At 65.2% G+C, this 25,606-nt stretch carries 21 protein-coding genes and 2 pseudogenes; 6 read left to right on the top strand and 17 right to left on the bottom strand.

The window, feature by feature from the left end; translation table 11 throughout:
* Nucleotides 1–317 precede the first annotated feature (317 nt).
* The 3 genes from RHOSA_RS25025 to RHOSA_RS0104540 form a co-directional block, all read right to left on the bottom strand.
* Nucleotides 318–458 (bottom strand): hypothetical protein, encoded by a 141-nt coding sequence (locus tag RHOSA_RS25025; protein WP_156092542.1) that lies wholly within the window; start codon nucleotides 456–458, stop codon nucleotides 318–320.
* Nucleotides 459–709: 251 nt separating this feature from the next.
* The gene (locus RHOSA_RS0104545; protein ID WP_027287748.1) at nucleotides 710–1,393 is read right to left on the bottom strand and encodes a response regulator; all 684 of its coding nucleotides are present in this window, start codon (nucleotides 1,391–1,393) and stop codon (nucleotides 710–712) included.
* The gene (locus RHOSA_RS0104540; RefSeq protein ID WP_027287747.1) at nucleotides 1,390–1,929 is read right to left on the bottom strand and encodes a MarR family winged helix-turn-helix transcriptional regulator; all 540 of its coding nucleotides are present in this window, start codon (nucleotides 1,927–1,929) and stop codon (nucleotides 1,390–1,392) included. Before RHOSA_RS0104540 ends, RHOSA_RS0104545 begins: the two co-directional genes overlap by 4 nt.
* A gap of 273 nt (nucleotides 1,930–2,202) precedes the next feature.
* On the opposite strand from RHOSA_RS0104540, the gene RHOSA_RS0104535 reads away from it, so the two are divergent.
* Nucleotides 2,203–3,117: a branched-chain amino acid aminotransferase gene (locus RHOSA_RS0104535; protein ID WP_027287746.1), complete on the top strand. Its 915-nt coding sequence runs from the start codon at nucleotides 2,203–2,205 to the stop codon at nucleotides 3,115–3,117.
* 143 nt (nucleotides 3,118–3,260) lie between these two features.
* Here RHOSA_RS0104535 and RHOSA_RS0104530 read toward each other — a convergent pair whose 3' ends face one another.
* The 4 genes from RHOSA_RS0104530 to RHOSA_RS0104510 all read right to left on the bottom strand — a co-directional run bounded on the left by RHOSA_RS0104530 (nucleotide 3,261) and on the right by RHOSA_RS0104510 (nucleotide 7,110).
* Nucleotides 3,261–3,611 (bottom strand): tRNA-binding protein, encoded by a 351-nt coding sequence (locus RHOSA_RS0104530; protein ID WP_027287745.1) that lies wholly within the window; start codon nucleotides 3,609–3,611, stop codon nucleotides 3,261–3,263.
* A gap of 201 nt (nucleotides 3,612–3,812) precedes the next feature.
* Nucleotides 3,813–4,427 carry a phasin family protein gene (locus tag RHOSA_RS20440; RefSeq protein ID WP_051431794.1) on the bottom strand — a complete coding sequence of 205 codons (615 nt, stop codon included), beginning with the start codon at nucleotides 4,425–4,427 and terminating at the stop codon, nucleotides 3,813–3,815.
* Between the two features lie 302 nt (nucleotides 4,428–4,729).
* Nucleotides 4,730–5,533: a TetR/AcrR family transcriptional regulator gene (locus tag RHOSA_RS23990; protein ID WP_051431793.1), complete on the bottom strand. Its 804-nt coding sequence runs from the start codon at nucleotides 5,531–5,533 to the stop codon at nucleotides 4,730–4,732.
* A 287-nt stretch (nucleotides 5,534–5,820) separates the two neighbouring features.
* Nucleotides 5,821–7,110: a BaiN/RdsA family NAD(P)/FAD-dependent oxidoreductase gene (locus RHOSA_RS0104510; RefSeq protein WP_027287744.1), complete on the bottom strand. Its 1,290-nt coding sequence runs from the start codon at nucleotides 7,108–7,110 to the stop codon at nucleotides 5,821–5,823.
* A gap of 302 nt (nucleotides 7,111–7,412) precedes the next feature.
* Between RHOSA_RS0104510 and RHOSA_RS26040 the strand changes: the two are divergent.
* From RHOSA_RS26040 to RHOSA_RS25680, 3 genes and pseudogenes are all read left to right on the top strand, one after another.
* Nucleotides 7,413–7,814 (top strand): annotated as a pseudogene (locus RHOSA_RS26040) (transposase); the annotation flags it as partial.
* 5 nt (nucleotides 7,815–7,819) lie between these two features.
* Nucleotides 7,820–8,020, top strand: coding sequence for a hypothetical protein (locus RHOSA_RS25685; RefSeq protein ID WP_037255714.1), 201 nt, complete (start codon nucleotides 7,820–7,822; stop codon nucleotides 8,018–8,020).
* Between the two features lie 17 nt (nucleotides 8,021–8,037).
* Nucleotides 8,038–8,554 (top strand): annotated as a pseudogene (locus RHOSA_RS25680) (IS630 family transposase); the annotation flags it as partial.
* An 84-nt stretch (nucleotides 8,555–8,638) separates the two neighbouring features.
* Here the strand turns inward: RHOSA_RS25680 and torA are convergent.
* Genes torA through RHOSA_RS0104480 form a run of 3 tightly spaced genes read right to left on the bottom strand, consistent with a single transcriptional unit; the run spans nucleotide 8,639 to nucleotide 13,405 of the window.
* A complete protein-coding gene (torA, locus tag RHOSA_RS0104490; RefSeq protein ID WP_027287742.1) occupies nucleotides 8,639–11,110 on the bottom strand; it encodes a trimethylamine-N-oxide reductase TorA in 2,472 nt (823 codons plus the stop codon).
* Nucleotides 11,107–11,781, bottom strand: coding sequence for a TorD/DmsD family molecular chaperone (locus RHOSA_RS0104485; protein ID WP_027287741.1), 675 nt, complete (start codon nucleotides 11,779–11,781; stop codon nucleotides 11,107–11,109). The genes torA and RHOSA_RS0104485 overlap by 4 nt, the downstream gene beginning before the upstream one ends.
* Complete coding sequence (locus RHOSA_RS0104480) at nucleotides 11,774–13,405, bottom strand: c-type cytochrome (RefSeq protein ID WP_027287740.1); 1,632 nt, start codon at nucleotides 13,403–13,405, stop codon at nucleotides 11,774–11,776. Before RHOSA_RS0104480 ends, RHOSA_RS0104485 begins: the two co-directional genes overlap by 8 nt.
* A 166-nt stretch (nucleotides 13,406–13,571) precedes the next feature.
* Between RHOSA_RS0104480 and RHOSA_RS20415 the strand changes: the two genes are divergently transcribed.
* Together RHOSA_RS20415 and RHOSA_RS0104470 are read left to right on the top strand one after the other, a co-directional pair.
* Nucleotides 13,572–15,914: an ATP-binding response regulator gene (locus RHOSA_RS20415; protein WP_051431792.1), complete on the top strand. Its 2,343-nt coding sequence runs from the start codon at nucleotides 13,572–13,574 to the stop codon at nucleotides 15,912–15,914.
* On the top strand, nucleotides 15,911–16,600 hold the full coding sequence (locus RHOSA_RS0104470) for a response regulator transcription factor (RefSeq protein WP_027287739.1): 690 nt from the start codon (nucleotides 15,911–15,913) through the stop codon (nucleotides 16,598–16,600). The genes RHOSA_RS20415 and RHOSA_RS0104470 overlap by 4 nt, the downstream gene beginning before the upstream one ends.
* A 212-nt stretch (nucleotides 16,601–16,812) precedes the next feature.
* Here RHOSA_RS0104470 and RHOSA_RS0104465 read toward each other — a convergent pair whose 3' ends face one another.
* The 7 genes from RHOSA_RS0104465 to hutI all read right to left on the bottom strand — a co-directional run bounded on the left by RHOSA_RS0104465 (nucleotide 16,813) and on the right by hutI (nucleotide 25,471).
* On the bottom strand, nucleotides 16,813–18,351 hold the full coding sequence (locus RHOSA_RS0104465) for a TRAP transporter large permease (RefSeq protein WP_437123662.1): 1,539 nt from the start codon (nucleotides 18,349–18,351) through the stop codon (nucleotides 16,813–16,815).
* 11 nt (nucleotides 18,352–18,362) lie between these two features.
* Nucleotides 18,363–18,869, bottom strand: a complete 507-nt coding sequence (locus RHOSA_RS0104460) for a TRAP transporter small permease subunit (RefSeq protein ID WP_027287737.1) — start codon at nucleotides 18,867–18,869, stop codon at nucleotides 18,363–18,365.
* A gap of 88 nt (nucleotides 18,870–18,957) precedes the next feature.
* Nucleotides 18,958–20,043: a TRAP transporter substrate-binding protein gene (locus RHOSA_RS0104455; RefSeq protein ID WP_027287736.1), complete on the bottom strand. Its 1,086-nt coding sequence runs from the start codon at nucleotides 20,041–20,043 to the stop codon at nucleotides 18,958–18,960.
* Between the two features lie 149 nt (nucleotides 20,044–20,192).
* The gene (gene hutU, locus RHOSA_RS0104450; protein ID WP_027287735.1) at nucleotides 20,193–21,860 is read right to left on the bottom strand and encodes a urocanate hydratase; all 1,668 of its coding nucleotides are present in this window, start codon (nucleotides 21,858–21,860) and stop codon (nucleotides 20,193–20,195) included.
* Nucleotides 21,857–22,693 carry an N-formylglutamate deformylase gene (hutG, locus tag RHOSA_RS20410; RefSeq protein WP_051431791.1) on the bottom strand — a complete coding sequence of 279 codons (837 nt, stop codon included), beginning with the start codon at nucleotides 22,691–22,693 and terminating at the stop codon, nucleotides 21,857–21,859. Before hutG ends, hutU begins: the two co-directional genes overlap by 4 nt.
* Before the next feature lie 46 nt (nucleotides 22,694–22,739).
* The gene (gene hutH, locus RHOSA_RS0104440; RefSeq protein WP_027287734.1) at nucleotides 22,740–24,281 is read right to left on the bottom strand and encodes a histidine ammonia-lyase; all 1,542 of its coding nucleotides are present in this window, start codon (nucleotides 24,279–24,281) and stop codon (nucleotides 22,740–22,742) included.
* A complete protein-coding gene (gene hutI / locus RHOSA_RS0104435) occupies nucleotides 24,278–25,471 on the bottom strand; it encodes an imidazolonepropionase (RefSeq protein ID WP_027287733.1) in 1,194 nt (397 codons plus the stop codon). The genes hutH and hutI overlap by 4 nt, the downstream gene beginning before the upstream one ends.
* Nucleotides 25,472–25,606 lie beyond the last annotated feature (135 nt).

Below are 25,606 nucleotides of genomic sequence, written 5' to 3'. Positions count from 1 at the left end.
ACGGAGTTGGTCTCATGGTCGTGAAAACTTGCCTGTACTTCGTCGTCGTGCTCTGGGCGGTGAGCCAGTTCGCTGGGACGTAAACACAGCCAACTCAGACGCCGCTTTCGGGGCATTCAGACTTGCCGCCGACGTGACCCCGCTCCGCGCGAACACAGCGTGGAGAACACGGTCGACACGGGCGATATGACCGCAGGCCCATAACGACCGTCGGCGAGGTCAGCGGCCAAGCATCACTTGCGACCGGTTAGTCGCAGGCATTGCTTAGCCGCCGACCCCAGCGACGACGCGTTGTGCGCCTCAGAGCGCCGCGCGAGTCAGGCGACGACGTTCTTGCCCAGGGCCACCAGCACCAACAGGGCGACGGTGGAGAACAGCGTGACCTGCGCCCACTCGACCTTTTGGTCAAGCTTCTGGAACGTCTCGCTCTCTTGCAGCTTTTCGATCGGGTCCTGCATGGCGTGTCCTCCCCAGACTTGGGCCGTTGGCTTCGTCCACGTCGTAACGCGTCGCATTGCTTATCTTCCGACCAAACGCCGGAACCGATCGAACCGCCGGAGAGCCCCCCGAACGGCCGTCCGCAGCATCGGACCTGTGCGCTTAGGCCCTGCCGCGAACGCGCCTTAGTCTGCCGCCTCTTTCTGCGAAATCAAGGGTCGATTTTGGTGGTGATGAAGAAATCTTCTTGCGCGGCGGTCCGGCCGAACGCTCAATCCGACATCAGCACATAACCGCTGCCGCGCACGGTACGCAGGAACCGGGGATACTTGGGGTCATCCTCGATCTTTCGGCGCAGCCGGGTCATCTGCACGTCGACGCTCCGCGTCGAGGTTGCCTCGGCGGTTTCCTGGCGCAGATCCTCGCGCGACAGCACCTCGCCCGGCTGCCGGGCGAGCGCCGCCAGCAAGGCGGTTTCGACTTCGGTCAAACGGATCACCGCGCCGCGGCGCTTCAACTCGCTGCGGGCGAGGTCGAAGGTGAACTCCCCGAAGTTAAGCTCGCGCGGGGGAGCCGGTGCCTGCGGCACCCGGCGCAGGATGGCGTTGATACGCAGAACCAATTCGCGCGGCTCGAACGGCTTCGACAGGTAATCGTCCGCGCCGCGGGTCAGGCCCTCGATCCGGTCCTCGGTCTCGGTCATCGCGGTCAGCAGCAGGATCGGCACCCGGCTGTCCAGCCGCAGCGCCTGGGTCAGATCGAGCCCGCTTTCCCCCGGCATCATGATGTCGAGCACCAGCAGGTCGAACGTCAGGGCCTCCAGCTTACGCCGGGCCTCGCCCGCGCTTTCCGCGGTGGTGACACGAAAGCCCTGCTCGCTCAGATACCGCTGCAAGAGCGCGCGCAGCCGCGTGTCGTCGTCGACCACCAGGATATGCGGCTCGGTGTCGCTCATCGCACGAACCGTCGGGGCTGGCCGCGGGGAACCGGGTCCGGCCCGGGCTGCCCCTCGCGGCGCTCGAAGCGGCGGCGGTCGCCTTCCTCGATCATGCCCAGCATGACCCGGCGGAAGCCTTCGACCGCCTCCGCCCCGGCCTCGCGGTAGGCGGCGGCGATCAGCCGACGCTGGTTCTCGCTCAATTCGCGTTCCAGAGCGCGCCCCTTGTCGGTCAGCTCCAGACGGCGCTGGCGACGGTCTTCCGTTCCCGGGCTTTGCTCGATGAACCCCTCGCGCACCAATTGGCTCAGCACCCGGGACAGCGACTGCTTGGTGATCTGCAACAGATGCAACAGTTCGCTCACCGTGATCCCGGGCTCGCGCCCGACGAAATAGATCACGCGGTGGTGCGCACGGCCGAAGCCGTAGTTGGCCAGGATCTGGTCGGGCACGCGCGTAAAGTCGCGGTAGGCGAAGAACAGTAGCTCCATCGCCTGCCGCAACTCCTCCTCGCGCAGGAAAAGTGGGTTATAGCCAGTTTTTACGTCAGCCATGTTGACATATATCGCATAATGATGTTACCGGATACAAGAGTTGGCGGACAGATTGTATCGCTTATGCTTTGGCGGCGGGTAACAATCGACGCGCGCATCGACATGCGGGGGTTGAATCCCAGGCCCGTTTGCGCGATTGCTGGCCGCTGGCCCCCGCACGCCCCGCCGCGCGCGGCAAAGCGTTCGCGATGCCAGCCTGCAGGGCGGTACGGCGCGGGCGTCCCGAATACGCACGATCAAAACCAAGAGCGACCAAGAAAGAGCGCGCAAGCCATGTCCATGCCCCCCTTCGACGACCGAGACGGCTTTATCTGGATGAACGGCCAGCTAACGGACTGGCGCGACAGTAAAGTACACGTGCTCACCCACGGCTTGCACTACGGCAGCTGTGTTTTCGAAGGGGAACGGGTCTACAACGGCGCGATCTTCAAGCGCGACGAACACCATCAGCGCCTGCACGACTCCGCACGCCTGCTGGGCTTCGAGCTGCCCTATTCGGTCGAGGAGATCAACCAAGCCGCCAGCCAAGTGCTCGAAGCCAACGGGATCGAGAACGGCTACGTCCGTCCGGTCGCCTGGCGCGGCAGCGAGATGATGGGGGTCAGCGCGCAGCACAACTCGATCAACGTCGCGATCGCGGCCTGGCAATGGCCGGCCTATTTCTCACCGGAAGCGCGGCTGGAAGGCATCCGGATGCAGTTTTCCAACTGGAAGCGCCCGGCCCCGGAAACCGCGCCGGTGAAGTCCAAGGCTGCCGGTCTGTACATGATCTGCACGCTGTCCAAGCACACCGCCGAAGCGGCCGGTTACAACGACGCGCTAATGCTGGACTACCGGGGCCGCATCGCGGAAGCGACCGGCGCCAACATCTTCCTGGTCCAGAACGGCGAGCTACACACGCCCGATCCCGACTGCTTCCTGGATGGCATCACCCGGCGGACGGTGATCGGGCTCGCGCACGACCTGGGCTATAAGGTGCACGAGCGCGCGATCATGCCGGAGGAACTGGCCCAGACCGACGAGGTCTTCCTCACCGGCACCGCCGTCGAGGTCACGCCGGTACGCGAGATCGGCCAATACAGCTTCACCGTCGGCGAGACGACGCGCACCTTGCTCAAGGCGTTCGACGAGTTGGTGCAGCGTCCCGACCAGCGCACGGCGCACGCCAGCGTCAGCGCGGCGGAGTAGCCCCCGCTCCCACCTGGGCAAAGATGTTTGGGGAAGAGGACGCGCAATCTGTCCCTGCGCGTCCCTCCTTTCCCGATTATCCACCGACCTTGTGACGCAGCAGGGGCCCGACGCCCCTCATCGGTGGCCCCGCGCGGCAGCTTTCAGTATAGCCGCCCGCCGTTTGGAACCGGGCGGTCGGGGGCGATCAGCACGACCTCGCCGTTCTCATCCGGGAAGCCCAGCACCAGGATCTCCGACCGGAACTTGGCGATCTGCTTGGCTGGGAAGTTCATCACCGCGGCGACCTGCCGGCCCAACAGCGTGTCCTTCGTGTAGTGCACGGTTACCTGGGCGCTGGTCTTGCGGGTGCCCAAAGGACCGAAGTCGACCCACAGCTTGTAGGCCGGCCGGCGCGCTTCCGGGAAGTCCTCGACGTGGCTGATCGTCCCCACCCGCACGTCGACCTTCTGGAAATCCGTGAACCCGATCTCCGGCGCCGTCTCCTCCGCCATCTCCAACCTCTCCCGTTATGACCTGCCTGCTGGGACGGTAGCTCCACCAACCGGCCCCGGCACCACGGGCCATAGCGCATGACGCCCAGCAAAAGCACACAAAAAAACCGGGCCGGCACACCCGTTTTCGGGGATGTGCCGGCCCGGCTTGTGCGCTTGCGGGTGTCGCCGCAAGCAGCAGCCTATCAGGACCCGCGCGGGTTAGTTCGCGCTCGCGCTGGTCGAAGCACTGCTGCCCTTGCCCTTCGAGGAGCCGGACGCGGAGCTGCCCTGGCTGGTCTGACCGCTGCCGTTGGTCGCGCTGGCCGCGGTATTGACGGCGGTCTGCGCGGCCTTCGTCGCCTGGCCGGTCGCCTTCTCGCCCTGCTGGACGATGGTCTGCATGCTGTCGCGCATCTCATCAAAGCCCTCGGCGATGCGCTTGTTGATCAGCTCCAGCGCCTCGTTCTGCGACTTGGCGCTCATTTCCGCCAGCTCACGGGCGTGCTTCAGCGAGGTTTCGAAGGCGCTCTTGGCGACCTCGGTCTGCTTGGCCACGCGCTCCTCGTTGGAGCCGGCGTGCTGCATCTGCTGCATCGCCTTGGAGGCTTCGTCCATCGCCTCGCGGACGATCTCGGTCTGACGGCGGGCCATCGCCTGGACACCCTCGAACGCGACCCGATTGGCCTCGGTCAGCGCTTCGACGTTCTTGCGGTGCGCTTCCATGAAGGCCGTGTTGTCCATGCTCGGGCTCTGGAAGTGCTCCATGTACTTCCGCGGATCGAACATCTCGGTGAAGTTCTGATCCAGGAAGGGGTTGCCGGTCTTGCTCGCCATCGTCGCGTTCCTCCTTGAGAATGTCGCGGCCTCGGTCCGCCAGCGCCTTGCCGTTAGCCCTGGTATTTGCAACGCACCAACGCCGCTGTCAAGGTCAGATTTGTGCGCTGCACAAACATTTCAAGAGGGTTCTGAACAGGCGCTATTGCGCGCCGATTGACACAGCACAGCAAAGCCGTCTTTTCGCACTGCAAAGAACATAGGATATAGGCGGCTTTCCGGCGGATGCGCAAGAAATCGCCCTCAGCGCACACGCGCGCATCCCGTTCGGAGGGGCACCCGACAAAAAAACGCCCGACCGATTAGTGCACGGCCGAGGAGCCCGGACCGGGGTGTGGATCGTCGACTGGCGGCTCACCCATCGTCCCGGCGCCCTTCGTCTCCGGAACCTCGGTCGCCTCGCCCTCGATCACCGGGCCGTCGGCATCGCTCCCCGCGCCGCGCACCATTCGGGACAGACCGCGCCCGACCGGGCTGTCCTTGACCGTGTCGCGGACGACGTCGCGGGCGCGTTCGCGCCCTTCCAGCACCTCGGCCGGGCGTTCGATCCGGCGCAGGTAGCCGTCGAGCGCGGCCATCGTCTTGGACAGGTCGGCGCTGTCGTCGTCCAGCCAGGTGCGCAGCGCCAGCAGGTAAACCCCGCACAGCCCGTTCACGCGCAGCTCGCCGCGCACGCCGGCGGTCGAGAGATCGGCGGCCTGCAGCATCCGGGTCATCGAGCGGCGCAGCTGGCCGTAGCCGCCGAACGCCTGGGCGGGATCGCGCAGCGTGCATTCCAGGATCGAGCGGACCGCCGGCTTGTGGTCGCCCAGCGCGTCGAAGCGGTTCATCAGCACCTCGAACAGGCGATCCTTGGCCGGCTCCTGCAGGTCTTCCGGCTCCAGGGTCTCGGCCACCTGGGCGTCGACATGCCGGGCATGGGCGCGCAGCAGCGCCCACTTGCTGGGGCACTGCCGGTAGAGCTGCGCCAGCGGCAGGCCGGCGCGCTTGGCCACGTCGCGCAGCGCGACGTCGTTCCAACCGCGTTCGTCGGCGAGGGTGAGCGCATGCTCCGCCAGCTCGCTCAGGTCGATCCCGCGCGTGGGCGCGCTTGCCGCCTCAACCATGGCCGTTTCCTCGTCCCTGTCTGGGTCCCTGTCTGGTCGTCTTTGTCTGATCGTCTTTGTCTGGCGGGCGCGACGCCATCGGACACCGCTGGATGATGCCGCTCTCTAATACAGGTAAGTCGCCGCGCGGGACCTGCCACCCCGCGGGGCTCAGTAGCCCATGCGCTTCAACTGCCAGAGCTGCCACAGCCCGAAGCCGAGCAGCCCGCCGAAGGTCAGCACGAGCTTGCCGAGGATCAGGATCTCGAAGCCGGTCATCGCCGCCTCCCGTTGGCTGCCTGTTTCGGCTAGACCGCCTGCCCGGCCGCCCAGCCGGACGACCAGGCCCACTGGAAGTTATACCCGCCGAGCCAGCCGGTCACGTCCACCGCCTCGCCGATCACGTACAGGCCGGGGACGTCGCGGGCCTGCATCGTGCGGCTGTCGAGCGCGGCCGTGTCAACGCCGCCCACCGTCACCTCCGCCTTGGCGAAGCCCTCGGTGCCGGCGGGGACGAGCTGCCAGTCCTTCAACTGCTGCACGATCCGGCGCAGCGCGCGGTCCGGCCATTCGGCGAGCGGCCGGTCGTCCGCGCCCGCCCNATCGGCGAGCTGCGCGGCCAGCCGCTGCGCCAGGCGCTGCGGCAGCACCTCGCCCAGCACGGTCTGGAGCTGCTGGCGCGGCCGGGCGGCCTTGGCGGCGACCAGCCAGTCGGGATCGCTCACTTCCGGCAGCAGGTCGAACCGCACCGGCAGGCCGCGCAGATCGGCCGGCGCGGCGGCCGCGCGTTTCCGGCCACCGGCGTGCGCGCCCGCATGCAGGTCGGCCGCCTGCCAGTAGCTGGACGCCTGCAACACGGCGGGGCCGGAGACGCCGCGGTGGGTGAACAGCGTCGCCTCTCGGAAGGTCGTGCCGTTGGCGGTGACCGCGCTGTCGACCGCGAGGCCGGACAGCGGCGCGGCCAGCGCCTTGTCCGCCGGCTGCAGCGTCAGCGGCACCAGCGCCGGGCGCGGTTCGATCAGCGGCAGGCCGAAATCGCGCGCGAGATCGTAGGCGAACGCGGTGGCGCCCAGCTTCGGGATCGACGGCCCGCCGGTCGCGACCACCAGGCTGGGCGCGCGCAGCGTGCCGCTTTCCGTGCGCACGGCGAAGCCGCCGTTCGGCTCGGGTGCGCGGGTCACATCGCGCACCGGGGCGCTGGTCAGGATCTCGACGCCCACCTCGGCGCAGTCGCGCAGCAGCAGATCGACGATCTGCTGGGCCGACTGGTCGCAGAACAACTGGCCCAACGTCTTCTCGTGCCAGGCGATGCCATAGTCGGAGACCAGCGAGATGAAGTCCCACTGCGTGTAGCGCTTGAGCGCGGACTTGGCGAAGTGCGGATTGGCCGACAGGAAGCGGTCGGGGGCGACCTCCAGATTGGTGAAGTTGCAGCGCCCGCCGCCGGAGATCAGGATCTTCTTCCCCACCTCGGGCATGTGCTCGACCACCGCCACGCGCCGGCCGCGCTGCCCGGCGACGCGCGCACACATCAACCCCGCCGCGCCACCGCCCAGCACGAGGACGTCGTACCGTCCCGAAGATCCCTGCACACCCATAACGCCGTCGTGTGGCCGGAATCGCCGGCGCGATCAAGGGGCGGGGTCGGGGTTTCGTCTGCGATCCGGTGGGTTCAGCGTGCCCGGACACGCGGGCACGTCGACCCCGACAAGCGCGGCGGCAATCATCGCTCTCATCGGATCGATGATCACTGCGAGTTGATCCTGGGATGGGTCGAGGAGACGCCGGATCTCACCTTGGCGGAGATCGCTGACCGGCTGGACGCGGCGGTGGGCTATCGTCCGACGCCGAGCGTCGTCTGCCGGTTCTTCCAGCGCCACGGCGCGACGCGGAAAAAAAGACTGCGCACGCGACGGAGCAGGGCCGTGCGGACGTAGCCCAGCGCCGCCTCGCCTGGTTCGAAAGCCAGCCAGATCTCGACCCCGAGCGGCTGGTATTCATCGACGCGTGCGGGACGTCGACCAAGATGGCCCGGATGCATGGCCGCGCCGCCCGTGGCGCGCGGTGCCGGGCACCGGTTCCCCACGGTCACTGGAAGACCACCACCTTCGTCGGCGCCCTCCGCCTGTCCGGCATGACCGCGCCAATGACGCTCGACGGCGCCATGACCGGCGTGGCCTTCCTCGCCTATGTCGAACAGGTCCTGGTTCCGACCCTGCGGCCAGGCGACCTCGTGGTGATGGACAACCTGCCGGCCCACAAGCCGCCGGCGATCCGCGCGGCGATCGAACGGACAGGCGCCGGGACATGCAGGCCGGACGGTTGGGCGGGGATACTGCGCCGTCGTTCGTCGAGGCCAAGCTCGTGGACCAGTCCAAGTCCCCCGAGCAGACGGGACCGGCTGGTCTAATGGAGATCGTCCTGACCAACGGCTGCCGGGTCACCGTTGGACCCGATGTCGATGCCGATGCGCTGGGGCGGGTTCTGGCCGTGGTGGCGGGTCGATGATCCCGGTTCCGATGGACGTGAAGGTCTGGTTCCAGGACGAAGCGCGCGTCGGTCAGAAGAACAAGCTCACCCGCCGGTGGGCGCGTCGGGGCACGCGGCCACGGGTGCCGCACGACCAGCGCACCCGCTCCGCCCACATCTTCGGCGCGATCTGCCCTGCGCTCGGTAAGGCCGCTGGCTTGATCCTGCCGCGCTGCGATACCGCGGCGATGACCCTCCACCTGGCCGAGATCGCCAAGGTCGTCGATCCCGGCGCCCATGCCGTCGTGCTCCTGGAATCAGGCCGGCTGGCACAAGGCCAAGGACCTTCAAATCCCAGCCAATATCAGCCTGCTGCCGCTACCGCCACGCAGCCCCGAGCTGAACCCGGTAGAGAACGTCTGGCAGTACATGCGCGACAACTGGCTCTCCAACCGCGTGTTCACCTCCTATACGAACATTCTCGATCACTGCGCCGATGCCTGGAAGCGGCTCGCCAACCAGCCATGGACCATCATGTCGATCGGCCTGCGCGACTGGGTCTACCGGTCGTGATCAACGCGCCTTGGTATCATGCCGTAGCTCAATGCCCCGTCCCAGTATTCAAGCCATCCCAGAACGAACCGTATTTCTCGCGCATCACGCTGGCTGGCTGAACACGGTCACCGGTGGAAGATTGCCCTCATAGCGCTCAACTTCGGCCATGCCAGTATGGCCGCAATTGCTCTGGGCAAGCTTGGATGTCGCCACCCCGGTCGTCAGATTGTTGACGTCGCCATAGGCGTCGAGACTGCCGATCTCGCGCGGATTCACCGGGTCGAACCAACCGCCCTCGTTGATCCGAACAACCCCTGGGCGTATCTCGTCGGTGATTGTCAGACCGGCCAAGATCTGGCCGCGATCATTGAACACGCGCACCACGTCGCCATTGGAGAGGCCGCGCGCGGCGGCGTCCTTGGGATTCATCCAACACGGCTCGCGCTCGGCAATTTCGTAGCTCTTGCGGTTGACGGTACCGCAAAGCTGCGAGTGCAGGCGCATCTGCGGATGGTTGGTCGCGATGTGAAGCGGATAGCGGGTGGTCGGGCCGTCAAGCCGTTCGATGGGTTCGATCCAGGACGGATGCGGGGGGCAATCGTCATAGTGATACTTTTCGATGGCAGTCGAGTAGAGTTCGAATTTTCCCGATGCCGTACCGAGGGCGTTAAGCAAGGGATCGGCCCGAAAATCGGCATGACGCACGAAGTCCGCGGCAGCTTCGCTCTGCGGGAACTTCAACGGCTTGTTGCTGTCCCAGAACACATCGAAAACTGGCATTTCCATGCCCTTGGCGCGGGCCTCGATCTTCGCGGCTTCGTAGATGCCGCGAATCCAATCCATCTCATCACGGCCTTGCGTAAATTCGTAGCCCTTGCCCAACTTGTCCGCGATCGCGGCGAAGATGTCGAAGTCGCTGCGGGCCTCGAAAACGGGGTCGACGATTTTCTTCATCGCCACGATATGGCTCAGCGCGTAATCGCCGACTTGCTCGATGTCGTTGCGCTCGTAGGAGGTGGTGGCGGGCAACACGATGTCTGCGTGCCGCGCGGATGCGGTCCACTGAACGTCATGGACGATGAAGGTGTCCAGTTCGCGCCAGGCGCGCAACATCTCGTTGCGATCCTGCTGATGCGAGAACGGGTTGCCCCCGGCCCAGTAGGCCAGCTTGATCAGGGGCAGCTCGATCTCGTGCCCATTGAACTGCATCTTTTTGCCGGGATTGAGCAGCGTCTCGACCAGACGCGACACCGGAATCGACAGACTGCCACTTTGGGCCAGCCAGGCCGCGCCTTCGCTCTTCTGCCCGGACGCATCGTCGATGGCCTTGAGGATCGGGGTCGTATGGGTAGGCGAACCACCCGAAGAGTAGTGATAGCTGAGGCCGTAGCCGCCGCCGGGCAGGCCGATCTGACCGAGCATTGAGGCGAGCGTGATCAGCATCCAATGGATCTGCTCGCCATGATGCTGGCGCTGTGTGGAATACCCCAGCGCCAGCATAGTGCGGTTCTTGGCGAAGCGACGGGCGAGGTCACGCAACTGATCGGCAGGGACTCCGCAGATCTGCTCTGCCCAATCGGCGGACTTCGGCGTGCCGTCGCTTGTGCCCCTAAGGTAGGGCAGGAACTTGTCGAACCCTGTCGTATAGCGATCGAGAAAGTCCTCGTCGTGCAGATTTTCTTCGTAAAGCGTGTGCGCGATGCCGAGCATCATCGCCACGTCGGTATGGGGACGCGGGGCGATCCACTCGCCATTGAGTGCCTTACAGGTCTCGGTGCGAACAGGGTCGATGCAAAGAACCTTGGCACCACTCTTCTTCAGCATTTCGACACCGGGCCAGGCACCATGATCGGCAACCTGCCAGGAGATCTGCGAGTTGTTCAGCGGATTACAGCCCCAGAACACCATCAGTTCGCAGTTTTCGGACAGGTTCTTCCAGGTCGTGCACTGTTCGTACACTTCGATCGAACCGGAGACGTAGGGCAGAATGACCTGTGCCGCGCCTGTGGAATAATCGCCGGAACTGTTGGTATAGCTGCCGGTGAGATTCATCATCCGGCGTAGCAGGGTCTGGCAGTTGTGGAGCTTGCCGGGGCTCTTCCAACCATAGGAACCGGCAAACACCGCCTGCTGGCCGTATTTTTCGCGCACACGAACGAGTTCATTTGCGACGAGTTCGATGGCCTTGTCCCAGCTGACACGGACGAAATCGCCGGATCCGCGCCCGTCAAGATCGGCCCCGGGTCCTTGTTCTAACCAAGCCCGGCGCACCATCGGATAACGGATGCGCGACTCCGAGTAGATCGAGTCCCTGATACCGGGAAGCTGCGGCGAGGGAGCCGGATCGCCTTCCCATGGCTTGAATTCCACGGCACGGCCATCGTCGACCAGGCCGTAGAATACGCCCCAGTGGCAACCAGACAGAATACTCTTTCGCGCCGTCTGGGCGAGCGCTCCGCGCGACAGCAGCGGCAGACCGGTGAATCCCAGCGCCGCGGCCGCGCCCGCGCCCTTCAGAAAGTCGCGTTTGGAAAGCGTCAGATCGTCCGACGTATTCTTGTATGTCTTGGTCATAGTCTGTCCTTTCGGCCACTCGCAGCCTGATCCGCCGCGGTCTTGGCGAGCGTCGCCGTCTGATCAAGGGGCAATTTGTCCAGGAACCCGTTCAAGAGCCGTGCAAGACTGCCGTAGAAGCCATCGCCGTCGACCCGGGTGAGTGCGGCGATGAAAGGTCCGGTCCAGCTGCGCAATTCGACAGACAGGGCTTCAAGGCAATCCGCTCGCTCCTCCCGCAACGCTTCGGCGAGGAGCACGAGCTCGATACTCAGATGATCAGCGGGTTCTGTACAGCTGGCGTCCAAATGGACATCGAGGTTGCGCATCAAGGCCCGCATACGTCCGACTGCCGGCCCGTATAGCCGTCCCGTGCCATCCCAGACGCTCGCATAGGGCGAGATCGCGCGATGGCGGAAGATCCCCGTGAACAAGGCCGTATGCCGGCGCTGGAGTGCCACCGTCACATTAGCCACCGTATCCGCGGCGAGACAGCGGCAGATTGCGTCCGACGCCCTTCCCTGATCTACAAACTCGCCGATCGAATGCAGGGCGACCTGTCCTTGCAGCGTCCGCATGGCCTGGACCCGATCCGTTTCGGGCGGCGTCAGGAACTGCTCGGCCAGCCACTCCGCCACGAATGCCAGCTCTGCCGCATCGCAGTCGGGATCCAGCCAGGTCGTGTCACTCATGATCACTCACCTCCTGGCCCTTGTTCAGGTCTTTCGAATGGTTCTGCAGATAGGCCAGGATCAGGCGGTACTGATCGTCGGTGAAGGATGTGAACCGCCGCATCGACTTCAAAGTGCCGATCCACTGGTTGGCTGTGAAATGACGCTTCTGAGGCAGGACGTGGCATGCCGAGCAGGTCTTTTCGAACGTCGCCTGGCTATACGCCCAGACGTCGCCACGGTCGGTGTTGAGATCGGTGTCGTCCGACCACAAGGAGATCTGGATGGGCGCCCAGGACTGGCCGGTATCGGGATCGGTTTCAGTTGATCCCTTTTGAACCGTGCTCGCAGCCGCCTCGTCGAGGATAGCCGTCATCACCCGGTGTCCCTTGGATTGATAGACGACCGAGGATGCCCCCTCCTTCTGCCAGCCCTTCAGCACGAGTTCGACCTTATTGCCGTCCTTATGCTCGATGTGCACCGAGGCGCCGCCCAGCAGCTTGCCGTGTTCTGGCGAAGAACCGCCGACATCGGCTTCGTCGAGCCAGACTGTCTTGGTCCCGATGACGGTGGCATCGCCTCCCTGCTCGATCGTCGAAGGCGCCGAGGTCGGAAGTTTGGGGTCAGCCCGCACCGCGTTTTCCAGCATGACCACCTTTTCGGTCATGTTTGGCTCGGGCATGCCGGGGGCAGGCTTATCGACGGCGGGAACATTCTTCAGATAGACGGCCATCGCTTGGACGTCTTCGAATGGCAGGCGCGAGGTGTTTTCGATCACCTGAGCCATATCGCCATCGGCCGTGCGACCGATCGGGCTTATGCCGGTATGCAGATAGTTGGCGATCGAGGCGGTCGACCAGTAACCGATACCGGTCTCGTCCGGCGTGATGTTCGGAAAGTACCCGGTTCCTTCGGGATTGGGTCCGCCAGCGTAGCGCTCGTCTTCGATCACATTGCCCATGAACGTGCGCGGCGAGTGGCACTCGGCGCAATGTGCAGGGCCTTCGACGAGATATTCACCGCGCTTGAATTGGGCAGCGTCAACATCTTCGGGAACGGGACGCTCCTCGCCTCGTTTGCCATCGAGAAACGCCAGACGCCAAACGCCGATGCCGCGGCGAAGATTGTATGGAAACTTCAATTCGTGATCCGGGACGACATCGTCCTCGGCCGGCAATGTCATCATGTAGGCGTACAGGTCGCGGACATCCTCGCCCGTCAGGCGCTGATAAGACGTGTAGGGAAATGCCGGATACAGATTTTCTCCCTCCGGCCACAGCCCCCCCGGACCCACGCCTTCGCGGAGCGCCCGATCGAACTCGGCCAGCGTCCATTCGCCGATCCCATGCGCCTTGTCGGGCGAAATGTTCGGGATGTGAAACTTGCCGAACGCGGTGTCGAGCACGCGACCGCCACCAAGCACAGTATCGTCGTCCTGGTTTGGCGTCGCGTGGCAGGTGGCGCAGTCGGACGCCAGAAAAATAATGCGACCGCGGTCGAGATCGGCGCCTGTCAGGTTGGGCAGATCGCGTCCGGGATGGGTCAACGACCATGTCCACGGGCTGGTCAGAACGACGAAGCCAAGCACGCCGAGAAGCGCCGTGCCGCCCGCGAGCCTATACAATGTCTTGCGCTTCAGCGCCATTACCTACCTCCATTGGCGTCGTCGGTACCCGACGTGAGGTGGTTTCTAGCGCTTTTGAGAGCGCAAAAGGCTATGCGCTTGTGAAAACACGTAATCGAAATGTAAACGGTGCGGCGCGCAATAGGAGGCCACACGGCTGAGCACAGCCAACCTATGGATCAAGCGAATGCCGAATCGGCCCGAAACATCCCCGTTCGTAACCTGGCCAGCCGACCGGCTGATCCTACTGTTTCAGGAGGCCTGTCCGGCCCTGGTCGACGAAACCATCCGCCTCGCGGTGCAAAAGGGCTACGCTGATCGAACCAGCTCGCTGCGCGGCGCCTGGACCGAGGCCGCCGAACGGCTCAATGCCTGCTTGGCGGCGTATCTCTCCGATCCCTGGCGGCACGCCGGCCTCAACGGACTACACGACTATCGCGGCGATGCATGCTTCGACAGGCTGCGCGAGCTCGCGCGGAGACATCGCGCCGGCGGCGTGTCGCTTGAACTGCACAACGGCCTCTTCAAGCTCTATCGCCGGGTTTATCTGAAGCATTTCGCAGCCGTGTTGGCGGTGTCGACCGACCGTGAGCCGCCCTTGCGCAATCCCGACGCGTTCCTGACGCGGCTCGACGATTTCTTCGATGAAGCCGAGCTGGCGATGCTCGCTCCCTGGGCTGAGGGCGGTTCTGAGGACGCGGTCCTGGGTGAGCGTCTGCGACGTCTGACTCAGGAGCGCGACCAGTATTTCGCGGCGCTGGAAAGCCTACGGGACCCGGTTTTCATTGCCTCCAACGATGGAAAGCTCGTCACCGCCAACAGGGCCGCAATGCAGGTTTTCCTGGATTTATCGGAAGCCGGTGCGCTGACCTACCGCTTGGCCTTGCAGCCGCACCGTATCGAACTTCAGGCGATCGTCGACGAGGTCCTCGGCACCAAAGGCAGTCACTGGGATGCCGTCTGGCTCCAGACCTCGCGCGGCAGCCGGGCATTCGATATTCGGCTGCGTGTGGTCGAGGACGTCGTCGACAAAATCGAGCGCTGGCGGATCATCCTGATGCACGACGTGACCGAGCACTCCAATGCTGTCGAGGCTGCGCGCCAGGCTGAGCATACGATGTCGCTCTTTCTCGCCGCCATGTCGCACGAGATCCGCGTCCCCCTCCACAGCGTACTTGGCGCGGCAAATTTGATGAAGGACGCTACGCCCGGCGATTTTGAAAAGCTGCTCGATCTGTTGGATAGCTCGGCCCGCTCCTTGAGTGAGACACTGGAGAACGTCCTCAGCTTTTCGCGATTCGAACATCAAGCGCCCCAGCCGCGCCCCGAAAACGTGGCGCTGCACGAGGCGGTCAGGGACCTCGTTCACACCAAGCAGATCATCGCGCGCCAGCAAGGCGTGCCCTTGAACCTGACGATCGCGCCCAATGTGCCGCGCAAGGTCCGATTGGACTGGTCGATGGCACAGCAGGTGCTCAGCAACATCATCCAGAACGCCTTGCGTTACGATGACGGACGCGGCGTCGCCGTCGACCTCGGGTTCGACGGGTCCGCACTCGTCATTCTCATTACTGATCATGGTTCCGGCCTGCCCGAAGACATTCGCGACATGCTTGCCAGTCCGCCGGACAATCTTCGTCCTCGCACCACGGAACGGAACGGATCGGGCCTCGGATTGGCGATCGCGCAGCGGATGATCTTGGCTCTTGGCGGTGCTATCAGCGTGCCGAACAGCGACGAAGGCACGTCGATCGTCGTGAAACTCCCCTTTACCCCCGTGGAAGCCGAGCAGGATGCTGTCGAACCGATACGGCGTGACCTCTCCAACATGACCTGTCTCGTCGTCGACGACGACCCGATCAATGTGTTGGTTACTGTCGCCATGCTCGAGCGGCTGGGATTTTCGGTCGACCACGCGCAGACCATCGACCAGGCTCATGCCTTGCGCTTGGCAACGCCCGATTCCTACGACATCTTCATCATCGATTATCAACTGCCCGATGGCAGGGGCGTCGATCTGGCGCGCATGCTACGGCAAAGAACCGCCCATGCGGACACGCCAATCTTTCTTCTCAGCGCCGATGTCGGCAGAGTCCGCCAGGCGCCGGAAGATGCGAAACTTTTCACCGCGCTTCTCGAAAAACCTCTCGGCGTCGATGCTTTGGCCCAGGCATTGCGAACCGGCGTGACACGTACAACAACGTCGCTCCACATGCTCGCAGACCTGTCGCCCAGAGCACAGCGGCGCATGACCGAGGCGTTTGGCGAAAGCTGGGCGGCGTTCCTGGCGCTCCTCAACGACACGAACGCCGAGGATAAGGAGGAAGAGATTGCAAAGCTCGCCCACAAGCTTGTGAGCGGTGCCACGATCTTCGGCTTGCAGAAGATCGTCGAACGGCTTCGCTATATCGAAATCTCGCACACGGACCCCTCATATTCCGCGCAAGCGCGTATCGATGCGCGCCAAGCTTTAGCCGCCTGCAAGCTCCCTGAGCATTGGGCAGACGATCTCGAGAGGTTTCAACTGTGAGCCATCCGGCCGAAATCCTTTTGATCGACGACGACGTCCTGATTCAGGTGATGGTGGAAGACGTCGTCAGCCAGATGGGGCATCATTTCGAATGCGCGGTCGATGGGACCGGCGCGCGAAAAGCTTTGGGTTCGGGACATTTCGATCTGGTGATCCTGGATCGTCGGCTGCCGGATACCGACGGCTTGCTCCTCGCGCAGACCATCCAACAGGAAGCCAAGTCACCGTTCATCGTCTTGTCGAGTTTGGATACGGCCAATGACCAAGTGCTGGGCTTGGGCATGGGCGCGATGGACTACATCTGCAAGCCCGTCGAACCGGCTGTTCTAAGAGCGCGGATCGACAAGCATTTGGCGGCCCGGCGCGACCGGTCCGAGGAGGCCGTCGTCGCCGTAGGAGACGCTCTTCGCTTGAATAGAACGACGCGGCGTCTCTGGGTCGGGGACCGGGTCGAAGTCCTCTCTCCCGCGGAGACGCGTCTTCTGGTCAGCCTGGTTGAAAATTTCGACCAGGCTCTGGATCGCATGCGGCTCAGCAAGGCCATCGGCGGGCGAGAGTGGGTCTATGGCGACAGAACGGTCGATGTGCTCGTGTCGCGCGTCCGGCGGCGTTTGCGGAGATCGGGCATGCAAATCGCGACCGTATACGGTGTCGGATATATGCTGACGTTGGACACGTCCCCTTGAGCCCTTCGAACAAAACTTCGCCGACAAGACGTACGGCTGCTTGGCTGTGGAACTCGGCTGGCCGCGCCCGGCTTCGTGTCCATTAGAGCGGGATGAATTAAGGTTCGCAATAGCCTGAACCGGCGAAATAGGTTGATCTGCTCCCAAAGAATCGGACCATTTTGAGTTGAACTTTTCCAATCAGGCACCGGTTCTCAGTCTTGACGATCGGCTCAAAAGACCATTCCCGGGAGCCACGTAGCCAGGCTTGGCAAGGCCCAGATCAGGGTGATCCCGACGAGCTGCAACAGAATGAACGGCGCCACTCCGGCGTAGATCTGCCCGGTGGTGATCTCGGGCGGCGCGGCGCCGCGCAGGTAGAACAGGGAAAACCCGAAAGGCGGGGTCAAAAACGAGGTCTGTAGGTTGATCGCGATCAGGATCGCCAGCCACACAGGATCGTGGCCCATCAGGATCAAAACCGGCGCGACAAGTGGCAGCAAGATCACGGTGATCTCGACGAAGTCGAGGAAGAACCCAAGCACGAATATCAACGCCATGGAGAAGATCAGCGCGCCGGTCGGTCCCCCGGGCATGGCCTCCAGTATCGCCTCCACCCGTGCCCCGCCGCCCAGGCCGACGAAGACGAGGCTGAAAACGCTGGCCATGAGGATGGTCCCGAAGATCATTGCGGTGACCGTCATCGTCGTGGTGAGCGCGCTCGCGAGCAGGTCGCGCCAGAACAGCCTGTACAGCGCCATAGCGAGCGCGACGACACCGATCAGCGCGAGCGCCCCATAGGTTACCGCCACAGTCCACTCGGCCAGGCCCGCGTCGCTGCGCTGCAAGCGGACCGGCGTCAGTCCCGCGGCCACAGCCAAGACCAGGAAGCCGCCCGCGCCCGCCAGGATGATCCGCTTGTCCACCCCCTGGCGCGCACCGGCCATCAGGATCGCGCCCACCGCGCCCACCGATGCCGCCTCGGTCGGCGTTGCAACACCGCCAAGGATCGCGCCCAACACGGCCACGATCAGGAGCACGGGCGGGATCACGGCGCTGGACACCGTGCGCAGTCCCGGCCGGCCCTCGGGTGTGGGCGCGGGCGGCATGTCCTGAGGGCGCAGCCAGCCCCTTGCCAGGACGTAGAGGATGTAGATCGTCACCAGCGACAGCCCCGGCACCAGCGCGCCCGCGAAGATCTGGCCCACGGAGATCGTCTCGACGCTGAACTTACCCTGCTCGTACTGAGCCTGCTGATAGGCCGACGACATCACGTCCGACAGGATGATGAGAAGCGTGGATGGCGGAATGATCTGGCCGAGCGTCCCCGCCGTGCAGACCACACCGGAGGCCAGCCTCGGATTGTAGCCAGTGCGCAGCATGGTGGGCAGCGCGATCAGCCCCATGGCGATTACCGTGGCGCCCACGATCCCCGTGGACGCAGCCAGCAGCGCGCCCACCAGAATCACCGAGATGCCCAACCCGCCGCGCAGCTGGCCGAAAAGCCGACCCATCGTGTCGAGAAGGTCTTCAGCGATCCGCGATCGTTCGAGGATCACCCCCATCGCCACGAACAGCGGGATGGCGACCAGCACGTCATTGGTGAAAACTCCGAAGATGCGCTGGCTGAGCGCGCCCAGCAGCCCGATGTCCATCACCCCGGTTGCCCAGCCAGCGTAGGCGAAAATGATCGCCGTGCCGCCGATCGCGAACGAGACGGGGAAGCCGAGAAGGATCGCGGCCATCAGCACCGCCACCATCATCAGGTCCATGTATTCGACCATCAGCGTGTGCCCCCGGACCTGAGCGTCAGGATATTACGCAACAGACAGGCGAGGGATTGGACGATCAGCAGCACGCAGAACGCCGGAATCAGCGACTTCAGCAGGAACACGCCCGGGATGCCACCGACCGAGATCGGCCCCTCCAGGATCGCCCACGCCTTGGTTACCGACGGCCAGGACCAGTAAAGCAAGGCAAGCATCGTCGGGATCAGAAACACGATGTGTCCGAACAGATCGATCCGCGCCTTGCCGCGGGCGCCCGCTTTTGCCTGCAGGATGTCCACGCGCACGTGGCCATCAACCATCAAGGTGTACCCGGCGCCCAACATCAACAAAGTCGCGTGCATGTAGAGCACGCTCTCATTAAGGGCGATCCAGCTGACTCCGTAAACGTAGCGCAGCAGCACGATACCGAACTGAACCAGCACCATGACCAAAGCGAGCCACCGGATCACACGGCCGGTGTGGCGGTTGACGGTATCCAGCCAGTCAGCGATGCACTCCAAGGCCCCTCCCCCTACGATAGACGTCCGCCGCGCGCGGCCGGCGCTGTAACGGCATCGGCCCGGCGCGATGCGCCGGGCCGAGCAACCGTCAGTAGCCCAGCACGCGGGCGCGGGCGTTCATCTGCCCGTTGTCGGCGTAGACCATGTAGCGACCGATCGAGTCACGATAGGCGACGAAGCTCTCCGCGATCCGGCGGACCAGTTCGTCGTCGTCCTCGCGCAGCGTGCCGATCACCGTCTCGGCTGCCTTGCCCAGTTCGTTCACGACGTCGTCGGGAAGCTTGCGCGGCATGACGCCCTCCTCCTCGACGAGCTTGGTGAGCGCCCGGGCGTGCTTGGTCTCGTACTCGGTCCAGACGTCGTTGTAGAGGGCGTCGCAGGCCGTCTTGACCACCTGCTTCAGATCCTCGGGGAGCTCCTCGTAGGCCGCAAGGTTGACGCCGCACTCCTCCGCCGACGACGGCTCGCCTACCCCCGGCCAGTAATAGTTCTTGGCGATCTGATGGAAGCCGAGCGCGGCATCCGTCCATGGCCCGATAAACTCGCCCGCGTCCAGCGCGCCCGATTGCAACGCCTGGAACATCTTCGACCCGGACATCGCCTGCACCGCCATGCCCAGTTCGCTGCACATCTCCGAGGCCAGACCGGTCGAGCGGTACTTCATGCCCTTGAGATCGTCGGCCGACTTGATCTCCTCGCGGAACCAACCGAACCACTGCGGGCCCGAGTTTCCGCACAGGAACGGTTTGACGCCGAACCGGCCGTACATTTCGTCGTACAGTTCCTGGCCGCCGCCGTGGATCATCCAGCCGACCTGCTCGTCGGCGCGCAAGCCGAAGGGTTGGGAGCCGAATAGCAGGATGCCCTTCGACTTCGAACCCCAGTATGCGGGCACCGCGTGATACAGGTCGGCTGTACCCTCGGAGACGGCATCAAACACGCCGGGCCCCGGTACGATCTCGCCGGCGGCGTACAGCTTCACCTCGAGACGACCGCCCGACAGCGTGGTGATCCGGTCAGCCAGGGTCTGCGCGGCCACGCCCGGTCCGGGAAGGTTCTTCGGCCAGGCCGTGACCATCGTCCATTGTCGCTTGTCCTGGGCGATGGCGGGCGCTGCGAACGTAGTGGCCGCCGCACCGACGGCGCCGGTCTTGATAAAGTCACGTCTCTTCATCGTGAGCACTCCACTGTTTCTTGGCGAGGAATATGTTCTTTGTTTGTCCGCCGGTTCTAGGGCCGAGTTCGATGATTCGGTCGGTCCAGGGACCGTCCGTCGTGTTGAAGCGCAGCGCGGCGGCCCGTCGCGGTGCGATGCGCCGTCCCTCACGTCAGGATTCCGGGGAGGTCCAGGCCGTGCTCCCGCGCACAGGCGAGCGCGGCGTCGTAGCCCGCATCGGCGTGGCGCATGACCCCGGTCGCCGGATCGTTCCAGAGCACGTTGGCGATCCGGCGATCGGCCTCCGACGTGCCGTCGCAGCAGATCACCATGCCCGAATGCTGCGAGTACCCCATGCCGACACCGCCGCCGTGGTGCAAGCTGACCCATGTCGCGCCGCTGGCGCAATTGAGCAGCGCGTTCAACAATGGCCAGTCGCTGACCGCGTCGGAGCCATCGCGCATACCTTCCGTCTCCCGGTTCGGGGAGGCGACGGAGCCCGAATCCAAGTGGTCGCGCCCGATCACCACGGGCGCGGACAGCTCCCCGTTGCGCACCATCTCGTTGAACGCCAGGCCAAGCTTGTGCCGTAAGCCAAGGCCCACCCAGCAGATGCGCGCCGGCAGCCCCTGAAAGCTGATCCGCGCGCGCGCCATGTCGAGCCAGGTGTGCAGGTGGGGATCGTCGATCAGCTCCTTTACCTTGGCGTCGGTGCGATAAATATCCTCCGGATCGCCCGACAGCGCGCACCAGCGGAACGGGCCCACGCCACGGCAGAACAGCGGCCGGATATACGCCGGCACGAAGCCGGGGAACGCGAACGCGTTCTCCAGCCCTTCGTCCAGGGCGACCTGACGGATGTTGTTGCCGTAGTCCAGCGTGGGCACGCCCGCATTCCAGAAATCCACCATCGCGGCCACGTGCGTCTTCATGCTGGCCCGCGCCGCCGCCTCGACCGCCTTGGGGTCGGTTTCCTGCCGCGCGCGCCACTCGGCGACGCTCCAACCCTGGGGCAGATAGCCGTGGACGGGATCGTGCGCACTGGTCTGGTCGGTAACAATATCGGGATGCACGCCGCGCGCGACGAGTTCAGGATAGACGTCGGCGGCGTTGCCGATCAGCGCGACGGACTTCGCATGACCCTCCGCCGTCCATTGGCAGATCATCTCCAGCGCCGTGTTGAGGTCGTACGCGATTTCATCGACATAGCCCGTGCGCTTGCGGAACTCCGCGCGGCTCTGGTCACATTCGACCGCCATGCAGCAAGCACCGGCGAACACGGCCGCCAGCGGCTGCGCGCCGCCCATGCCGCCAAGGCCGGCGGTCAGGATCCAGCGTCCGGCGAGCTTGCCGCCGTAATGCTGGCGCCCAGCTTCGACGAAGGTTTCGTAGGTGCCCTGAACGATTCCCTGGCTGCCGATGTATATCCAGGATCCGGCCGTCATCTGGCCGTACATCATCAGCCCCTTGCGATCGAGTTCGCTGAAATGATCCCAAGTCGCCCAGCGTGGCACGAGGTTGGAATTGGCGATCAGCACGCGCGGCGCGTCCGTGTGCGTGCGGAAGACGCCGACCGGCTTGCCGGACTGGACTAACAGCGTCTGGTCGCTTTCCAGCCGCCGGAGCGCGGCGACGATGCGGTCGAAGTCGTCCCAGGTGCGCGCCGCCCGCCCGATGCCGCCGTAGACGACCAGCTCGTGCGGATTCTCGGCCACGTCCGGGTGCAGGTTGTTCATCAGCATCCGGATCGGGGCCTCGGTAAGCCAGCTTTTCGCGCTGATCTCGCGCCCGGTGTCGGGGTAGATGTCGCGCATATTATGACGCGGATTGGTCATGACGGCTGTCCTCGGTCGTGCCGGCCCAAGGCCGGCGAAGATAATCCCTGCCCCGCGCGTGCCAGGGCGTCGAGCCGGCCCAGCAGGCAGCCAAGCGGCGCGCGAACGGCCTCGGCCCGCGCCGGCAGGTAGGTCCAGGGCGGGCACTCGCGCATGTAGGTGGCCTGTGCCAGTTCCATCTGGATGGCGTGCAAGCCCGCCGTGGGGCGGCCGTAATGCCGGGTCGTCCAGCCGCCCTTGAAGCGGCCGTTGACGGTGGTCGTGTAGTCCGTTGCCGCGGTGCAAACGTCCTCGGCCGTCGCGGCGATCTCCCGGGCGCAGGTCGCGCCGTCGTTGGTGCCGATGTTGAAGTCCGCCAACGTGCCCTCGAACAGGTAGGGGATCTCCGAGCGGATCGAATGGCAGTCGTAAAGCACTGCGACCCCATGGGTGTCCCGCAAGCGCGCGAGTTCAGCCTCGAGCGCGGCGTGGTAGGGGGCGTGCCAGGCATCGCGCCGCGCCGCGATCTCGGCGTCGTCCGGCGGCGTGCGCCAGATCGCGCGACCGTCGAAGTCCGTCATCGGCACCAAGCCGGTCGTGTTGCGCCCGGGATAGAGACTGTGGCCCTGGGGATCGCGATTGGCGTCGACGACGTAACGGTGGAAAGTGGCGCGCACCACGGTGACGTCGTCCAGCAGTCCGTCGTATAGCTGGTGGATGTGCCAGTCAGTGTCCGTGAGCGCGCGGCCGCGGTCGTTCAGCCGGTCCCAGATATCACCTGGCACGTACGTGCCGGTGTGCGGCATGCCGAGCACCACCGGGCCCGCGCCGCGTGTCACCTCGACCGGGGTCACGCGGCGCTCCGCGCGCGCCCGACCATGCGCGGGGCCGTGCCGCCGCTCACAACGCCATCTCCAACTCCGCCGCTCGCGCCAGCTCACCATCGCGCACCAGCGCGGCGGCGGCCTCCAGATCGGGCGCCATGTAGCGGTCCATCTCGATCGCGGGTACATCCACGCGCAACCGCGCCACCGCGGCCTGCAAGCGCGCGCTTGTCCGCAAGGGCGCCCGGAACTCGATGCCCTGGGCACCGCAGATCGCCTCGACCCCAAGGATCGTCGAGAGGTTTGCGGTCATCCGCGACAACCGCCGGGCGGCGTGGGCCGCCATGCTGACGTGATCCTCCTGGTTCGCCGAGGTCGGCGTGCTATCGGTCGTGCAGGGATTGGCGAGATGCTTGTTCTCGCTCATTAGCGCGGCTGTCGTAACCTCGGCGATCATCAGGCCGGAGTTCAGCCCGGGCGCTGGGGTCAGAAACGGCGGCAGGTCGCAACTCAGGTTCGGGTCCACCATCAGCGCCACCCGACGCTGCGCGATGGCGCCGATCTCGGCGAGCGCGAGTGCGATCTGGTCGGCGGCGAAGCCCACAGGCTCGGCGTGGAAGTTGCCGCCGGAGACGATTCTGCCGCCACCCGGGTGATCGGCGTCGACCAGGACCAGAGGGTTGTCGGTCGCCGCGTTCGCTTCCGTCTCCAGCGTGCGCGCCGCCGCGCGCAGCAGGTCGAGCACGGCACCCGTCACTTGCGCATGGCAGCGGATGCAGTAAGGGTCCTGCACGCGGGCATCGCCCTCGCGATGGCTCTCGCGGATCTCGCTCCCGGCCATCAGAGCGCGCTGGGTCGCCGCCGCCTCGATCTGACCGGGGTGGCCGCGCAGGGCGTGTAGGGCCGGCTGCAGCGGCGCGGTCGAGCCCATGATCGCGTCGGTGGCACACGCGGCGGTAACCGCCGCGGCCTGGGCGCAGCGCCACCCCTCCCACAATCCAACGAGCGCGCAGGCGGTGGAGAACTGCGTGCCGTTGATCAGCGCCAGCCCTTCCTTTGGCCCCAGCGTGATCGGCGTCAGGCCCGCATTGGTCAGCGCCTGGGCGCCTGGCATGCGGTTGCCCTCGTGCCAGGCCTCGCCCTCGCCGATCATCACGGCGGCCATGTGCGCGAGCGGCGCCAGGTCGCCAGAGGCGCCGACGGAACCCTGGTCCGGGATCACCGGCGTGACACCGTGGGTCAGCATCTCCTCGATCAACTCGACCGTCGACCACGCCACGCCCGAGGCGCCGCGCCCCAACGACAGAAGCTTGAGCGCCATCATCAGCCGAACCGTGGCCGGCTCCAGTGGCGCGCCCACGCCGCAACAGTGGGACAAGATCAGGTTGCGCTGCAGGGTGGTCGTCTCGCCGGGTTCGATCTTCACGCTCGCCAGCTTGCCGAAACCGGTGTTCACCCCGTAAACCGGCTCCTCGCCGGTCGCGGCGTGCTGCACCACCGCGCGCGCGGCTTCCACCGCCGGTTTGACATCGCGATCGAGCCTCGCCGCGGCACCCGCGCGCCAGATGCGCTCCAGGCAATCGATCCGCGTCGTGCCAGGGGTGAGGGTGACGGTCATGCCTGCCCCTGGAATATGCGGCGGTGCAGCGGGTTGAACCCGATCCGGTAGGCCAACTCGGCCGGCTGCGTGACGTCCCACACGGCGAGGTCGGCGCGCATGCCGGGGGCGATTACGCCAGTGTCTTTCAGCCCAAGCGCGCGGGCGGCGTTTCGCGTGACGCCGGCCAGCGCCTCCGCGGGCGTCAGGCGAAAGAGCGTGCAGCCCATGTTCAGCGTCATTAGCAGCGATGCCAGGGGCGAGGAGCCCGGGTTGCAGTCGCTAGCAAGCGCCATCGCTACCCCCACCTCCCGAAAGGCCGCGACCGGCGGCATCTGGGTCTCGTGCAGGGTATAGAACGCGCCAGGGATCAGTACGGCGACGCTACCCGCATCCGCGAGCGCCCGCGCGTCATCGGTCGTGGCGTGTTCCACGTGATCGGCCGAAAGCGCGCCGTAGCGCGCGGCAAGCGCGGTACCGCCGGTGTGCGACAGCTGCTCGGCGTGAAGTTTCACAGGAAGGCCGTGAGCAGCAGCGCGGTCGAATACCCGCGCGATTTGATCGCTGTCGAACGCGATCCCCTCGCAAAAGCCGTCGACCGCGTCGACCAGACCTTCCGCAGCGGCAGCATCAAGGGCCGGCAGACACACTTCGTCGATATATTGGTCGGGCTTATCCTTGTATTCCGGCGGCACGGCGTGCGCGCCGAGGAAGCTGGTGCGCACGCGTACCGGTCGCGCGGCCTCGATCGCGCGGGCGGCGCGCAGCATGCGCAGTTCCGTCTCCACGTCGAGGCCATAGCCCGATTTCACCTCGATCACGCTGGTACCTTCGGCGATCAGCGCGTCGGCGAAGCGAAGCGCGCCCGCCAGCAGGTCGCTCTCGTCAGCCTTCCGCGTCGCCCGCACGGTGGAGGCGATGCCTCCGCCAGCGCGCGCGATGTCTTGATAGCTTGCGCCCTCGAGCCGGCGCTCGAACTCCCCGGCGCGGTCGCCGCCGTGAACGATGTGGGTGTGACAGTCGATCAGGCCGGGCGTGACCAGCCGCCCGTCCAGGTCCTCCGCCGCAGTGTCGGCCCATTCAGCGGGCAGATCCGCGTCCTGGCCCACCCAGGCGACCCGCCCGTCCCGGATGACGAGCGCACCGGCGTCGATCAACCCGTAGCGCATGCCGGGCTGCATGGTGGCGATCCGAGCATTTCGAAGAAGCATGGCAGGTCAGTCCCTTGCTTACGTCGCGTCCCTGGATGATCGGCGGATGATCGGCCTTGGAATACCCGCGCCTTAGACAAGCGGCCTTCCGATGTGCCTCTCCTTTACGGATCCCTAGAATCGTGCGCCCAGCCC

The organism is Rhodovibrio salinarum DSM 9154 (genome assembly GCF_000515255.1).
Lineage (GTDB): Bacteria > Pseudomonadota > Alphaproteobacteria > Kiloniellales > Rhodovibrionaceae > Rhodovibrio > Rhodovibrio salinarum.
This window is presented reverse-complemented; position numbering and strand designations above follow the sequence as displayed.